Source organism: Polaribacter sp. HA6-7, assembly GCF_055693625.1.
The window spans coordinates 361,799-377,790 of sequence record NZ_CM146338.1; the positions used below are offsets into that span (position 1 = coordinate 361,799).

Annotated in this window: 6 protein-coding genes and 8 pseudogenes; 8 read left to right on the forward strand and 6 right to left on the reverse strand. The window is 30.7% G+C overall.

From position 1 onward, the window contains the following. Positions 1 to 42 precede the first annotated feature (42 nt). Both clpX and dnaG read left to right on the forward strand, forming a co-directional pair. A pseudogene (gene clpX / locus ACZ1HD_RS02115) lies at positions 43 to 1,279 on the forward strand (ATP-dependent Clp protease ATP-binding subunit ClpX). A 110-nt stretch (positions 1,280 to 1,389) separates the two neighbouring features. Continuing rightward, positions 1,390 to 3,394 (forward strand): annotated as a pseudogene (gene dnaG / locus ACZ1HD_RS02120) (DNA primase). 282 nt (positions 3,395 to 3,676) lie between these two features. On the opposite strand, the pseudogene nadE reads toward dnaG, so the two are convergent. Then, positions 3,677 to 4,464, reverse strand: a pseudogene (gene nadE, locus ACZ1HD_RS02125) (NAD(+) synthase). A gap of 59 nt (positions 4,465 to 4,523) precedes the next feature. On the opposite strand from nadE, the pseudogene gldB reads away from it, so the two are divergent. Continuing rightward, a pseudogene (gene gldB, locus ACZ1HD_RS02130) lies at positions 4,524 to 5,485 on the forward strand (gliding motility lipoprotein GldB). Further along, on the forward strand, positions 5,485 to 5,820 hold the full coding sequence (gene gldC / locus ACZ1HD_RS02135; protein ID WP_472688516.1) for a gliding motility protein GldC: 336 nt from the start codon (positions 5,485 to 5,487) through the stop codon (positions 5,818 to 5,820). Before gldB ends, gldC begins: the two are co-directional and overlap by 1 nt. A gap of 134 nt (positions 5,821 to 5,954) precedes the next feature. Here gldC and ACZ1HD_RS02140 read toward each other — a convergent pair whose 3' ends face one another. From ACZ1HD_RS02140 to rpsO, 5 genes and pseudogenes are all read right to left on the reverse strand, one after another. Further along, positions 5,955 to 6,581, reverse strand: a complete 627-nt coding sequence (locus ACZ1HD_RS02140) for an OmpA family protein (protein ID WP_472688517.1) — start codon at positions 6,579 to 6,581, stop codon at positions 5,955 to 5,957. Continuing rightward, a complete protein-coding gene (locus ACZ1HD_RS02145) occupies positions 6,581 to 7,459 on the reverse strand; it encodes a hypothetical protein (protein ID WP_472688518.1) in 879 nt (292 codons plus the stop codon). Before ACZ1HD_RS02145 ends, ACZ1HD_RS02140 begins: the two co-directional genes overlap by 1 nt. A 41-nt stretch (positions 7,460 to 7,500) precedes the next feature. Then, a pseudogene (gene folK, locus ACZ1HD_RS02150) lies at positions 7,501 to 8,622 on the reverse strand (2-amino-4-hydroxy-6-hydroxymethyldihydropteridine diphosphokinase). A 109-nt stretch (positions 8,623 to 8,731) separates the two neighbouring features. Further along, a pseudogene (locus ACZ1HD_RS02155) lies at positions 8,732 to 10,958 on the reverse strand (polyribonucleotide nucleotidyltransferase). 187 nt (positions 10,959 to 11,145) lie between these two features. Then, positions 11,146 to 11,415 (reverse strand): 30S ribosomal protein S15, encoded by a 270-nt coding sequence (gene rpsO, locus ACZ1HD_RS02160; RefSeq protein ID WP_077811000.1) that lies wholly within the window; start codon positions 11,413 to 11,415, stop codon positions 11,146 to 11,148. 480 nt (positions 11,416 to 11,895) lie between these two features. Between rpsO and ACZ1HD_RS02165 the strand changes: the two genes are divergently transcribed. From ACZ1HD_RS02165 to ACZ1HD_RS02180, 4 genes and pseudogenes are all read left to right on the forward strand, one after another. Beyond that, positions 11,896 to 12,720: a prephenate dehydratase gene (locus ACZ1HD_RS02165; RefSeq protein ID WP_472688519.1), complete on the forward strand. Its 825-nt coding sequence runs from the start codon at positions 11,896 to 11,898 to the stop codon at positions 12,718 to 12,720. After that, positions 12,717 to 13,859 carry a pyridoxal phosphate-dependent aminotransferase gene (locus tag ACZ1HD_RS02170; protein WP_472688520.1) on the forward strand — a complete coding sequence of 381 codons (1,143 nt, stop codon included), beginning with the start codon at positions 12,717 to 12,719 and terminating at the stop codon, positions 13,857 to 13,859. The genes ACZ1HD_RS02165 and ACZ1HD_RS02170 overlap by 4 nt, the downstream gene beginning before the upstream one ends. A 3-nt stretch (positions 13,860 to 13,862) precedes the next feature. Continuing rightward, a pseudogene (locus tag ACZ1HD_RS02175) lies at positions 13,863 to 14,713 on the forward strand (prephenate dehydrogenase). A 20-nt stretch (positions 14,714 to 14,733) separates the two neighbouring features. Further along, positions 14,734 to 15,814 (forward strand): annotated as a pseudogene (locus ACZ1HD_RS02180) (chorismate mutase). The last annotated feature ends 178 nt before the right edge of the window (positions 15,815 to 15,992 follow it).

Genomic DNA, 15,992 nt, shown 5'->3' on the forward strand with positions numbered 1-15,992 from the left:
AGAATTTCAGCTTATTTTTAAGCTGAATCAAAAGCTGATATAATGTCGAAAGAAGAAAACTTAGAGTGTTCGTTTTGCGGACGAAAAAAGCAGAAACAGACTTGTTAATTGCAGGTATGGATGCGCACATTTGTGATAAATGTATAGAACAAGCTCATGGTATTGTAGAAGAAGAAATTACTGAAGCAAAATCTAGCGGACTTTCTAAAGATTTAACATTAAAAAAACCTTTAGAAATTAAACAGTTTTTAGATCAATATATAATTGGTCAAGATGAAACTAAACGTTCTATGTCTGTTGCGGTTTATAATCACTACAAAAGATTATTACAAACCAAAGATGATGAAGATGAGGTAGAAATAGAAAAATCTAATATTGTTTTAGTAGGAGAAACCGGTACAGGTAAAACATTGGTTGCAAAAACAATTGCCAAAATGTTAAATGTTCCGTTTTCTATAGTAGATGCAACAGTTTTAACGCAAGCGGGTTATGTTGGTGAAGATGTAGAAAGTATTTTAAGTAGACTATTGCAAGCAGCAGATTACGATGTAGATAAAGCCCAAAGAGGTATCGTTTTTATTGATGAAATAGATAAAATTGCCGAGAAAAGGTGATAATCCATCAATTACAAGAGATGTTTCGGGAAGGAGTACAACAAGCATTACTTAAATTATTAGAAGGTACAGTTGTAAATGTAGCGCCAAAAGGAGGTAGAAAACATCCGGAACAAAAATTTATAGAAGTAAATACTAAAGAAATTTTATTTATTGCTGGTGGAGCTTTTTCCGGAATAGAAAGAATAATTAGCAAGCGTTTAAATATGCAAGCTGTTGGTTTTGGAGCTTCTTTAGATGAAGACAAAGTAGATGAAGAAAACTTATTACAATACATTATTCCTTCAGATTTAAAATCTTTTGGTTTAATACCAGAAATTATTGGTCGTTTACCGGTATTAAGTTACATGAATCCTTTAGATGCAAAAACGTTAAGAGCAATTTTAACTGAGCCAAAAAACTCTATCATTAAGCAATATTCTAAGCTTTTTACGATGGATGATGTATCTTTTACAATAGAAGAAGATGCTTTAAATTACATTGTAGAAAAGGCTGTAGAGTATAAATTAGGAGCTAGAGGATTACGTTCTTTATGTGAAGCTATCTTTACAGATGCAATGTTTGAGTTACCAAGTTCCGACGATAAAGAATTTAATGTTACAAAAGAGTACGCAGAAGCAAAATTGACGAATACAACATTAAAAAAGTTAAGAGCAGCTTCTTAAAAAATATTGTTTTATACTTAAGATCTCACAAGTTATTTTAAACTTGTGAGATCTCTTTTTTTATAAGAATAACTTCTTATTATATTTGTTACACTAATTAATTAAAAGAAATGATTTCTAGAAGTACCATAGACCGCGTTTTTGAATCTGCAAGAGTAGAAGAGGTTATTGGTGAGTTTGTTCAGCTAAAAAAATCAGGAAGTAATTTTAAAGGATTAAGTCCGTTTGTAGATGAAAAATCACCATCTTTTATGGTTTCTCCTGTAAAGCAAATCGGAAAGATTTTTCTACCGGAAAAGGAGGAAATGCTATATCATTTTTAATGGAACATGAGCATTATTCATATCCAGAAGCTATTAAATGGCTCGCAAAAAAATACAATATAGAAATTGAAGAAACTGAGCAAACATCAGAAGAAAAAGCTCAGATGAACGAAAGAGAAAGTATGTTTATGGTATCTAATTATGCCAAAGATTACTTTCATGACATCATGTTAAACACTAATAAAGGGAAAGCTATTGGGCTTTCTTATTTTAAAGAAAGAGGTTTTAGAGATGATACTATAAAAACTTTTGAACTTGGTTACTGTTTAGACGAGTGGGATGGTTTTACAAAAGCAGCTTTAAAAAAAGGATATGATCTTAAATATTTAGCTTCTACAGGTTTAACTATTGTTAAAGAAACAAAACAATTCGATAGATTTAAAGGTCGTGTTATGTTTCCTATACACTCTATGTCTCGGTAGAATTTTAGGTTTTGGTGGTAGAATTTTAACTGCGGATAAAAAAGCGGCTAAATATTTAAATTCACCAGAAAGCGATATTTATCACAAGAGTAAAATTTTATATGGCCTTTATCAAGCAAAAAAAGAAATTGCAAAGCAAGATAATTGTTACTTGGTAGAAGGTTATACAGATGTAATATCATTTCATCAATCTGGTGTCGAAAATGTAGTTGCGTCTTCTGGTACAGCGTTAACACCAGATCAAATAAGACTTGTAAATAGACTTACAAAAAATATTACCGTTCTTTTTGATGGTGATGCGGCAGGAATTAGAGCTTCTATAAGAGGTATAGATTTAATTCTAGAACAAGGTATGAATGTAAAAGTTGTACAGTTTCCGAGATGGAGAAGATCCAGACAGTTTTGCAAAATCGCATTCAACAACAGAGTTAAAAACCTATTTAGAAGAATCTTCTAAAGATTTTATAGAGTTTAAAGTTTCTTTGCTGTTAAAAGAATCTAATAACGATCCTGTAAAAAAGGCGGGTGTAATTAGAGATATTGTAACTAGTATTTCTAAAATTCCGGATGGTATTCAACGCGAAGTTTATGTACAAGAATGTGCTCGAATTATGGATATTTCTGAGCGTGTGCTTTTTAGTGAATTAGCGCAATTATTAAAAAAAGGAATTCAAGACAGAAATAAGATAAATAGAAAACAAAACAATTCTCAGCAAGATCCCAACGAACCACCAGCAGAATATTTTGCAAATAAAGAAAAGGCTCCTATGGGCTTGGTTAAAGGTAAAACTGCTGCAGAAAAGATAGATCAACTTTCTATTTTAGAAAAAGAAATTATTAGAATCTTGCTTTTATTTGGAAATGAAGAAGCTGAATTCTTAGAAGAAATTGAGAATGAGGATGAAGAGGGTAGAATAACTGTAACACAAAGAAAATATAATAATAATGTTTCTGCAGAAATATATTTGCATTTACAAGAAGACGAAACAGAGTTTACAAATGTTATTTTTCAAGAAATTTATACAGAAGTTATTTATCAATTAAATCAGTATGAAAAACTAGAAATAGATGCTTTGGTGAACCATAAAAACTCAGACATTTCTTCTACTGTTACCTCTATTATTATGGATGAGGAAAAGCACCAATTAAGTGATTGGGAAGGTCAAAATATAGAGGTTAAAGGTGCTTTAGATATTTTACCGAAATTAGTAAGTGATGCTGTTTTTAATTTAAGACGCGTTTTAATTGGGAAGAAAATAGAAGACTTAATAAAAGAAGGAAGTCAAGATGCCGCTATAGATTTAGAGACAATAAAAAGCTATACGGGTCTAAAAATAAGGTTGTTCGAAAAGTTAAATAGAGTTGTTTAAAGTTATTAAATTGTAAAATTGGGTGTTTTCCCCTACTAAGGTATCATGTTTCAGAATAGAATTTTTGTATATTGCACGTGCTAAAGAAAAATAATTTATTATGAAAAGAGTATTACAACTATTAAAAATTGTTCAACTTTTTATTCTTCTTCCATTCGAAATCTCTAAAGGTTCTAAAAGACGAGCGTATATGAGAATTAAAAAAATGATGATTGCGGCAAATCTGCTGTAATTTTTACCCTAAAATGCAAAAAAATCCCGCAATTTAATTACGGGATTTTTTTATTTTAAATTTTCTCGAATTTCACAGACTGGTATCGGTACCATTTTGTGTTGGTTAATTCTGTTTAACCTCTCATATATTTTAAAAACCTCTTTTTGTCTTCCTGTAAAATCACTTTCATTTTTTTGAAGATCTTGCATTTTCATGGCCCATTCTAATTCATCATAAGAAGCCCCAATTTGATCTTCATCGGTTCTGCTATCTCCAAACAAGCCATCTGTAGGTTGCGCTTTTTGAATCGATTCTGGTACATTTAGATAAGCTGCTAAATCATAAACTTCAGATTTCATTAAATCTGCAATAGGACTTAAATCTACGCCTCCATCACCATATTTAGTATAGAAACCAACACCAAAATCTTCAACTTTATTTCCTGTTCCGGCAACTAAATAACTGTGTAAACCTGCAAAATAATATAAAGTAGTCATTCGCAACCTTGCTCCGGTATTTGCTAAAGTTAAATCTAGTTTAGCTGAACTCTCTGTGTTTGGTACAACTTTTTTAAAATCTTCAAAAGTTGATGTTAAATTCACTCTAACTTCAGAAACATTAAAAAATTTTTCTTTTAATTGTTTAATATGTTCTTCGGCTCTAGAAACCTGACTTTCTGCTTGGTGTATTGGCATTTCGACGCATAAAGTAGGTAAGCCGGTTTTGGCACAAAGTGTAGATGTTAAAGCAGAATCAATTCCGCCGAAACACCAACAACAAAACCTTTTACACCAGCTTTTTCAGCATAACTTTTTAACCAAGAAATAATATGAATTGCTACTTTTTCTGTATTCATTAGATAAACTATTTTAGTATTTTTAACGTTTATAATTCTATTAGCAATATACAAAGTTTATGAGATTTTTTCTAGTGATTTTAGCGGTTTTATTTAGTTTTTATTCATGTAACACTAGTAATAGTATAAATAAAATAGATGTTTCTAACACTACTGTTAATTTTGATGTGAAGCGTTTTGATGTAGATTTTTACACATCAAAAAAGGAAAACCTAAAAGAATTAAAAGAAACATATCCTTATTTTTTTCCAAAAGAAATTTCAGATAGTCTTTCAATTTCAAAAATGAAAAATAAAGAAGAGTTAGAACTTTTTAATGAAACTCAACTTATTTATAAAGATATTAATCCACTTAAAAGGCAACTAACCTCTTTGTTTAAGCATGTAAAATACTACAATCCAAAATTTGAAGCGCCAAATGTAGTTACGATGTTAACCAACATAGATTATGATAGTCGAGTAATTTATGCAGATAGTTTACTTATTATTTCTTTAGATGTTTATCTAGGCAAAAATCACAGGTTCTATAATGATTATCCAACTTATATTAAAGCGAATAATACTAAAAATCATATTATTGTAGATGTTGCTAACGAGATAATCAAAAGGCAAGTTCGACCTTCTAGAGAAAGAAGTTTTATTGCTAAAATGATTAATGAAGGAAAAAAATGTACTTGTTAGATTTTTATTTACCAAATATTTCTGATATCGAAAAAATAGGATATCAAGAAGATAAATTTATGTGGATTAAAGAAAATGAAGAGCAAATTTGGGCCTATTTTATAGAAAAGAAACTGCTTTTTAGTACCGATACAAAATTGAATAAGCGTTTTTTAGAGGTAGCACCTTTTTCTAAGTTTTATATGGGGCAAGATAATTTATCTCCTGGTAGAGCCGGTGTTTGGTTAGGTTGGCAAATTGTTCGTTCTTATATGCAACAGAATGATGTATCTTTGCAAGAACTTTTAGAAATTAACGAATTAGATTTATATAAAAAATCTAAATATAAGCCTAGAAAATAATGTCAGTAAAACATAACTCAGAAATTAAATTTAACGTTGGTTTAGACGAAAATAAAGTGCCGGAAGAAATTTCTTGGACTGCCAAAGATGGTGGCATAGAAAATGAAACTTCTAAATCTATTATGATATCTGTTTGGGATCATAAAAAGAAAGATACATTACGTATGGATTTATGGACAAAAGATATGCCTGTAGATGAAATGAAACAGTTTTATCATCAAACTTTGGTATCAATGGCCGATACTTTTGAACGTGCCACAGATGATCAAAAAATGAGTGATACAATGAGAGATTTTTGTGAATATTTTGCAGAAAAATTAGAGCTTAAAAAGTAGTAACTTTATAAAAGTATTTTAATTGAAAAAAGGATGTATTTATTTACATCCTTTTTTTATGGCGTTTCCTCAAAAAAAGAGAGCATATATTAAAATATACGCTCTCTTTATAATTTTTATAGTTTTAGATTACTCTAAAGAACCGAAGGTTTAATCTCTACTCTTCTGTTTAGTTGTCTACCACCAGCGTTTTCGTTAGAGAATTTAGGTCTAGATTCTCCAAATCCTTTTGCGCTAAGGTTATCACTACTAATACCTTCTTTAATCATGTATTTTCTAACTGCATTTGCTCTTCTTTGAGATAAGTACAAGTTATATCTATCACTGTTTCTGTCATCTGTATGTCCTTCAATAAGGAACTTAACATTTGGCACTTGCTTCATTAATTTAACAATCTTATCAATAGTACTAAAAGATATAGTTTTAATTCTATCACTGTTAGTATCAAAGTATATACTAGTTGCTAATAATGCAATTTGATTGTTAATGTTAGACGCATTGTTAGTATTTGGTTCTGGTTTAGGACAACCTCTGTTCTCTACAGTTCCTGGAGTTGCAGGACAAAGATCTTTACCATCCATAATACCGTCGCCATCAGAATCTACATTTAATGGGCAACCTTCGTTAGATTCAGGACCATATTCTAAAGGACATTTGTCTTTGTGGTCCGGTAAACCATCTTTATCAGAATCTACAGCTTTACCATTACCATAAACCATTACACCTGCAGGCGTATTTGGTTCTATGTCTAATTCATCCATTACACCATCTTTGTCGGTATCAACAATTTGAAATTTACCTCTATTGTCTCCGTTTTCGTCACCCCAAATGGTAAATACTTTCTTTTTCCTAATTTAAAAGATACACCTATACTAGAAACAAAAAATGTTTCCCAATCTTGTTTATTAGATATTGCAGCATCTAAATGATCTTCGTAGTTAAAGTACATACCTGTTCTAAATTCTAAATCTAGTTTTTTATTTAATCTTCTTTTAAGACCAAATTGTGCAGATAAATAAATAGAACTAGCTGCATTTTGGCTATTTCTTGATGGATTAAATCCGAAATCTACAATTTCTACATTTCTACCATCAGAAAATCTTTCATATAATGTAGAGTTGTATTGATGATAACCAACACCAAAGTATCCTGCTGCGTGCCATTTTGAAGCTGCTGTTTGATATAAGTTTGTAAAACTAAAAACTAAATTTAGTTCTGCACCATAAGCTGCACCTTCAAAGTTTAAGTTATCTTGATTTACTACTTTGTTTTCAGAATAAAGTACAAAGTAATTAGATTCATTAGAAAAATATTGAGCTCCACCGGAAATTTTATTGTAAGAAACTTTAAATTCTAAACCTAAAAGTGGGTTAAACATTTTATTTACATAAGCATAACCACCAAAATTAAAGTAGTTGGTATCATCTCCTGTACCAATAGAACGCAAATCTCCGTGCATAATAAAGTTACTGAAACCACCACCAACAGCCCAACTGTTAGAGTTTTCTAAATCTATTCTATTTCCGTAAGTAATTTCGTCTGTAGTAAATTGACTAAATATTGCAGTGCTTGATAAACAAGTTAAAATTGCAATTAAAAAATTCTCCTCATTGTGGGTATAGTATATAATATTTAACAAATTTGGGGGAATTAATATCGGTGCAAAAGTATAATATTTTTTTAATTATACTTTATTTTATTTATGATAAAATTGTAATCTTTTTTGTTGTTAACAAAGTCTATTTCAGACACATCTATAATTAATAAGTTCAGGTTTTCTTGCGTTGATATAAAGCTTTTATAACCGTCGTGTATTTTTTTAGATATTCAGATTCAATATTTTGCTCGTATGTTCTTCCCCTTTTTTAATATTCTCTAAAAGTCGCTCTGTGTTTTGATATAAGTACACATAAAGATCTGGTTTCGTAATTTCTTTATATATTAAATTAAACATTTTTCGATACAATAAGTACTCATCATTAGATAAAGTAACTTGCGCGAATATTAAAGATTTAAAAATATAATAATCTGAAACAATGAAGTTCTTAAATAAGTCGAATTGCGCTAAATCATCGCTAAGTTGTTGATATCGGTCGGCTAAAAAACTCATTTCTAAAGGGAAAGCGTATCTATCTTTATCTTCATAAAATTTAGGTAAAAACGGGTTGTCTGCAAATCTCTCTAATACTAATTTTGCATTAAATTCATCAGACATCATTTTAGCTAAAGAAGTTTTACCAGCACCAATATTACCTTCTATTGCAATGTAATTGTATTTCTCTGAAATTGGTATTGGTCTTACCAGTTGTTCGCTTATTTTTTCTATTTCAGATTTATCTGTGCAACCTTGTAAGCATACATTGATTTGTTTTTTTCTATAGGATGAATTACATTAGATGCTATTTCTTCTAAAGGAACCATTACAAATTTTCTTTGTAACATTTTAGAGTGTGGTACAATTAGATTTTTAGAAAATATAATCTCGTCTTCAAATAATAAAACATCAATATCGATATTTCGATTTTCGTAATTTTCTGTTGATTTTCTCTCTCTACCTAGCTCTTGTTCAATTGATAGAACATCTTTAAGTAAAGTGTCTGGTGGTAAATATGTTGAGACTTTAATACATACATTGTAAAAGTCGTTACCTTCAAAACCCCAAGAAGCAGTTTTATAAATTGATGATATTTTTTGAATTGCGCCAATTTTGTCTCCAATTAAGTTGATCGCTTTTTGGAGGTTTTCTAGCTTATTTCCTTGGTTTGTACCTAAAGATAAATATGTAATACGTTGAATTTTCATATAGAGAGTACAAAGAAAATAAAAGCATTTAGATTATTACGTTTTAAACAAAAAAAATCGCCAAAATAATTTTGGCGATTTTTAGTATTTAGATAAAAAAGTTTAAAAATTAATCTTTTTTATTTTCTCTAGGTTTTCTGTCATCACGTCTGTTATCTCTTCCGCGGTTGTCTCTACCTCCGAACGCTTATCGTCTCTTGGTGGTCTAGCAACATAACCTTCCGGCTTTTCTAATAAAGCTTTTCTAGAAACTTTTTCTTTTCTAGTTCTTGGGTCGATTCCGAAATATTTAACATCTAAAATGTCTCCTAATTTTACAACATCAGAAACATTGTCTGTGCGTTCCCAAGCAAGTTCACTTACGTGTAATAAAACTTCGTTTCCTGGAGCTTCTGTATATTCTACAACAGCACCAAAATCTAACATTTTAATTACTTTTACTTCGTAAACAGAACCTTTTTCTGGTTTAAACATCATAGATTCAATTTTAGAAATAACAGCCTCTATACCTTCTGGTTTTGTTCCTAAAATCTCTATAATTCCTTCTTCTGTTACAGCGTCTTCTGTAATTACAATTGTAGTTTCAGTTTCTTTCTGTAATTCTTGAATGTGTTTACCACCTGGTCCAATAAATGCACCAATTAATTCGTTAGGAATTCTTCTGTTAACCATTTTCGGTGCATGAGCTTTTACTTCTGCACTTGGCGCCTCAATAGTATCAGTTAATTTACCTAAAATATGTAAACGACCATCACGAGCTTGTTTTAAAGCATTTACTAAAATCTCGTAACTTAATCCTTTAATTTTAATATCCATTTGACAAGCAGTAATACCTTCTGCAGTACCAGTTACTTTAAAATCCATATCACCTAAATGATCTTCATCACCTAAAATATCAGATAAAACTGCATAACGATCACCGTCAGAAATTAATCCCATAGCAATACCGAAACTGGTCTCGTTAATTTTACACCAGCATCCATTAAAGCCATTGTACCCGCACAAACTGTAGCCATAGAAGAAGAACCATTAGATTCTAATACTTCTGATACAACTCTTACTGTATATGGACAATCATCAGGAATCATTCCTTTTAAACCACGTTGTGCTAAATTACCATGACCAACTTCTCTACGAGATGTTCCTCTTAATGGTCTAGCTTCACCTGTACAAAAAGGAGGGAAGTTATAATGTAAATAGAAAGATTCTTCACCTTCATAAGATGGCATGTCTATTTTGTTAGCTTCTCTAGAAGTTCCTAAAGTTACTGTTGCTAATGCTTGAGTTTCACCACGAGTAAAAATAGAAGAACCGTGTGTAGATGGTAAATAATCTACTTCACACCAAATTGGTCTAATTTCATCAGTTTTTCTTCCGTCTAAACGAATTCCTTCACTTAAAGTTAATTCTCTTACTGCTTCTTTTTCTGCTTTGCTGTAGTATTTAGATACTAAACCACCAAACTCTTCTAATTCTTCTTCTGTAAAAGTAGCAATTACTTCTTCTTTTACTTCTGCAAATGCAGCACCACGTTCTGCTTTAGAAGTTCCTTGTTTTGCAATAGCATAACATTTATCGTAAGCTAAATCGTGTATTTTTTTTGCTAATTCTTCATTTTGTTCTGCAGTAGCGTACTCACGTACTTCTTTTTTACCAAAAGCTTCTGCTAAAGCAACTTGTGCTTTAATTTGAACTTTAATAGATTCGTGTGCAAATTTAATTGCATCTGCCATTTCTTCTTCAGAAATTTCATCCATTTCACCTTCTACCATCATAACAGAATCTGCAGAGGCACCAATCATCATATCGATATCAGATTCTGCTAATTGTGCTCTACTTGGATTGATAACGAATTCTCCGTTTACTCTTGCAACACGTGCTTCAGAAATTGGGCATTCGAAAGGAAAGTCACTTAATTGTATAGCGGCAGAAGCAGCTAAACCTGCTAATGCATCCGGCATAACATCTTCATCATGAGACATTAACTGTATCATAACTTGAGTTTCTGCGTGGTAATCTTTTGGAAACAACGGACGTAAAACTCTGTCTACTAAACGCATTGTTAATACTTCACCATCACTTGGTCTTGCTTCTCTTTTAAAGAAACCACCAGGATAACGACCTGCAGCTGCAAATTTTTCTCTATAATCTACCGTAAGAGGTAAAAAGTCTACATCTGCTTGTTTGTAATTAGATACTACTGTACATAATAACATTGCTTTTCCCATTTGAACAACAACAGAACCGTGTGCTTGTTTTGCTAATTTACCGGTTTCTAATGAGATGGTTCTTCCATCACCAAGGTCTATAACCTCTTTAAATACTTTTGGAATCATAAAATTTTAATTCTAATTTTTTAATACTTTGTGTTGTTGTGTTGTTGTTTGTTGTTGCAATGGAAATTCAAAAATGCTGTTACTATTTTTGATTTTTTATATTGTTGCTGATGTAGTTAGCATCAGACTTTTTAAATTTATTGTAATAAAAAAGAGGCACGTTTATAGAGCCTCTTTTTTGTAAGAATTATTTTCTAATTCCTAATTCTTTGATAATCGCACGATATCTGTTGATTTCAGTTTTCTTTAGATAATCTAATAAACTTCTACGTTTACCTACCATCATTACTAATGAACGCTCTGTATTAAAATCTTTACGATTTCTTTTTAAATGCTCTGTTAAATGGTTAATTCTGTGCGTAAATAACGCGATTTGCCCTTCTGAAGAACCAGTATCGTTTTTTCCTTTACCGTGTTTTTCGAAAATGCTTTCTTTAACTTCTTTAGTTAAGTACATGCCAATATTATTTAAATGATTATTATGTATATCAACGAAATTTTTTCATTGAAGGTGCAAATATACTATTATTTTTCTGATAAAAATAAATCTTGTATAAAGAAATTGCAATACAGTAATCTCATTTTAATGGCTTGATATCCTATATCTTAATAGGATAATAATATATTAAGATATTAACTTTACGATACATTGATTAATTATTAAAGAAATTCATAAAACCAGTACTTTTTATTAAGTATATTTTACCAAATTGTCAATTCTTTTATAAAAAATGCGATATAATTTGTTTGTCTCAATATAATCTTTAGATTTGTCACATTAATAAAGAGAATCAATATGTTAAATAACACTTGGGCACGTTTCTATTTTTACTTTTACTTTTTTAGTAAGAGGAGAGACTTTGTATCATGTTATTAAACAGAATAAAAAATATATAAAGTCTCGAATTTAATTCGAGACTTTTTTTGATATCAATTCATGAAAAAAGTAATCGCCATACAAGGAGCCGAAGGTTCAAATCATCATAAAGTTGCAAGAGACTTTTATGGTGCATCTATAGATTTAATAGAATGCATGTCTTTTGATACTTTGGTAGATAATTTATTAGATGCAACAGCAAGCCTTGGTGTTATGGCTATCGAAAATACAATTGCAGGTTCTATTATACCAAATTATGCATTAATTGATAAAAATAATTTACATATTACCGGTGAAGAATATCTAAATATTCACCACCATTTAATGGCTTTAGAAGGTCAGAAAATAGAAGACATCAAAGAGGTTTGGTCGCATCCGATGGCGTTATTACAATGTAAAGAGTTCTTTAAAAAATATCCGCAGATAAAATTAGTAGAAGATGTAGATACTGCAGAAGTAGCAAAGAGAATTTCTAAAGAAAATTTAATTGGTATTGCAGCTATTGCTCCAAAAATTGCTGCAGAAATTTTTAATTTAGAGGTAATAGAAGATGAAATTCAAACAATAAAAGACAATGCAACAAGATTTGTAATTGTACAAACAACAGCGCCAGAAATAAACGAAAAAGTTAATAAGGCATCTTTAAAATTTCAATTAGATCATAAAAGAGGAAGTTTAGCAGCAATATTAAATGTGTTAAGCGATTGTAAAATGAATTTAACTAAAATTCAATCTTTACCGGTTATAGAATCTCCTTGGAAATATTCATTTTTTGTTGATGTTACTTTTGATGCTTACAAAGATTACGAAAAAGCAAAAGCTATTATAGAAATAATGGCAGAAAAATTTAAGATATTAGGAACGTATAAAAATGGGAGAAAATGATTAAAGCTGCCAAAAGATTAGATACAGTACAAGAATATTATTTCTCTAAAAAATTAAGAGAAGTTAGAGGTTTAGCTGCAGCAGGAAAACCTATTATTAATATGGGAATTGGTTCTCCGGATTTACAACCGCCCACAAAAGTATTAGACGCAATTTCTAATAGTTTGGGTGATTCGAGTGCACATAAATATCAATCTTACCAAGGTTTACCAGAATTAAGAAATGCAATTTCAAGTTTTTATAAAAGCAAGTTTTCTGTAGATGCAAATCCAGAAAATGAAATTTTGCCTTTAATGGGAAGTAAAGAAGGAATTATGCATATTTCTATGGCTTTTTTAAACGAAGGGGATAAAGTTTTAATTCCGAATCCTGGTTATCCAACGTATACATCTGTAACAAAATTGGTGGGTGCAGAACCATTGTTTTACAATTTAAGTGATACAACCAATTGGCAACCAGATTTTGAAACATTAGAAAATCTAGATTTATCTAATGTAAAAATTATGTGGGTAAATTATCCGCATATGCCAACAGGTACAGATGCAACATTAATAACTTTTCAAAAATTAGTAGCATTTGGTAAAAAGCATAATATTTTAATTGTAAATGATAATCCGTATAGTTTTATTTTAAATGATAATCCTATTAGTATTTTACAAGTTGATGGCGCAAAAGACATTGCTTTAGAATTGAATTCTTTAAGTAAAACTTTTAATATGGCTGGTTGGCGAGTTGGTATGTTGTTAGGTAATACAACATATATCGACGAAGTTTTAAAAGTAAAATCGAATATGGATTACGGTATGTTTTACGGAATTCAAAAAGGAGCAATAGAAGCTTTACAATTATCTGATAGTTGGTTTTCTGATCAAAATAAAATTTACGAAGAACGTAGAAATCTAATTTGGCAATTAGCAGATAAATTAGATGCTACTTATAATAAAAATGCAACAGGCTTATTTGTTTGGGCAAAAATACCCGAAGGAAAAAAATCTGAAGAAGTTACAGATGCAGTTTTATACGATAAAGATATTTTTATAACACCAGGAACCATTTTCGGTTCGCAAGGAGAAGGATATATTCGTTTTTCATTGTGTGTAACAACAGATATAATAAAAGAAGCAATATCAAGATTATAGATTATGAAAAATATATACATGATTGGTATTGGTTTAATTGGCGGTAGTTTTGCTGTCGATATAAAAAATAACAATCCAGAAGTTAAAATTTTCGGTATTGATGCCAATGAAAACCATTTAGACGAAGCTCTAAAATTAGGTGTAATAGAAGAAAAAGCAACTTTAGATAATTTAGAAAATGCCGATTTGGTAATTGTGTCGATTCCGGTAGATGCTACTGTAAAATTATTACCAACAATTTTAGATAAAATTTCTGATAATACGTTGGTTGTAGATGCAGGCTCAACAAAAGAAGCAATTTGTAAAGTGGTTGAACATCATCCTAAAAGAAGAAATTTTTAGCAGCACACCCAATTGCAGGAACAGAAAATTCAGGGCCATCAGCAGCAATTTACGGCTTATACAAAGGGAAAACGAACATTATTTGCGAGGTAGAAAAAACAACTTTTAAATTGCAAGAAAAAGCATTAGACCTTTTTAGAGCTATTGGAATGCGTATTCGTTACATGGATCCTGTTTCGCATGACAAGCATATTGCGTATGTTTCGCACTTATCTCACATTAGCGCATTTATGTTAGGTAAAACAGTAATAAATAAAGAAAAAAACGAGCGCGATATTTTTGATATGGCAGGTTCCGGTTTTGCATCAACAGTGCGTTTGGCAAAAAGTTCGCCAGCAATGTGGGCACCAATTTTTAAACAAAACAAAGAAAACGTAATAGAAACGTTAGAAGAATACATCAATAATTTACAAAAATTTAAAGAATTGATGCAACAAGATAATTTCTCTGAAATTTTTAACGAAATGGAGAATACAAATTATATAAAACAAATTTTAAACGGCATAAAATAAGAGCCAAAACAAGTAGAACAATGAAGAATACAAAAGAATTAAGAACATGGTTGGATGATATGAAACTAGATCATCCACTAGTAATAGCAGGGCCTTGTAGTGCAGAAACCGAAGAACAGGTTTTAAAAATCGCACACGAATTAAAAGATTCTGATGTAAACTATTATAGAGCAGGAATTTGGAAACCTAGAACAAGACCAGGAAATTTTGAAGGTGTTGGTGCATTAGGTTTAGGTTGGCTTAAAAAAGTAAAAGAACAAACAGGCATGAAAACCTGTACAGAAGTTGCCAATGCAGCGCACTGTAAATTAGCCATAGAGCATGATGTAGATTTACTTTGGATTGGTGCAAGAACAGCTGTATCACCATTTATTATGCAAGAAATTGCAGATGCGTTACACGGTACAGATAAAATTGTTTTAGTAAAAAACCCGATAAACCCGATTTGGCTTTATGGTTAGGTGGTATCGAGCGTTTATATACAGCAGATATTAAAAATTTAGGAGCAATTCATAGAGGTTTTTCTACATACGAAAAAACAAAATATAGAAATGTTCCGAATGGCAAATTGCTATCGAGTTTCAAAATAAATTTCCAGATTTACCATTAATTTGCGATCCATCTCATATTACAGGTAACAGAGAAATGATTTTTGATGTTTCTCAAACTGCCTTAGATTTAAACTTCGATGGTTTAATGATAGAAACACATTTCGATCCAGATAACGCATGGTCAGATGCTGCACAACAAGTTACACCAACGAAGTTAAAGCAAATCATGGAAGATCTAAAAATTAGAAAAGAAACAAACACAGAAGCAGAATACAAAAGCAGTTTAGATAACCTAAGAGCGCAAATTAACGTGGTAGATAACCAGTTGGTAGAAACTTTAGGAAAAAGAATGAAAATTGCAGATCAAATTGGTGCTTTAAAGAAAGATAAAAACGTTGCAGTTTTACAATCGAAACGATGGAACGAAATCTTAGGAAACATGATTTTAGAAGGTGAAAGTAAAGGATTAAGTGAAGAGTTTGTTTTAAAAATGTTTAAAGCAATTCATCAAGAATCTATCAATCATCAAGAAAAAATTATTAAAGGATAGTTTTTGGGCGTTACCACAAGGGTCAGGCTTTCGTTACTCGCTTTTTTTGTAGAAAAAACAAAAAAGAGCTCAAACAAACCACTCAATCCTTAACGCGTAGCGCAAACTATAAAAGTAAGTTCATAAAAATTAAAATCCTTCGAGCATAAAAACTTGAAGGATTTTTTTATGGATTTAT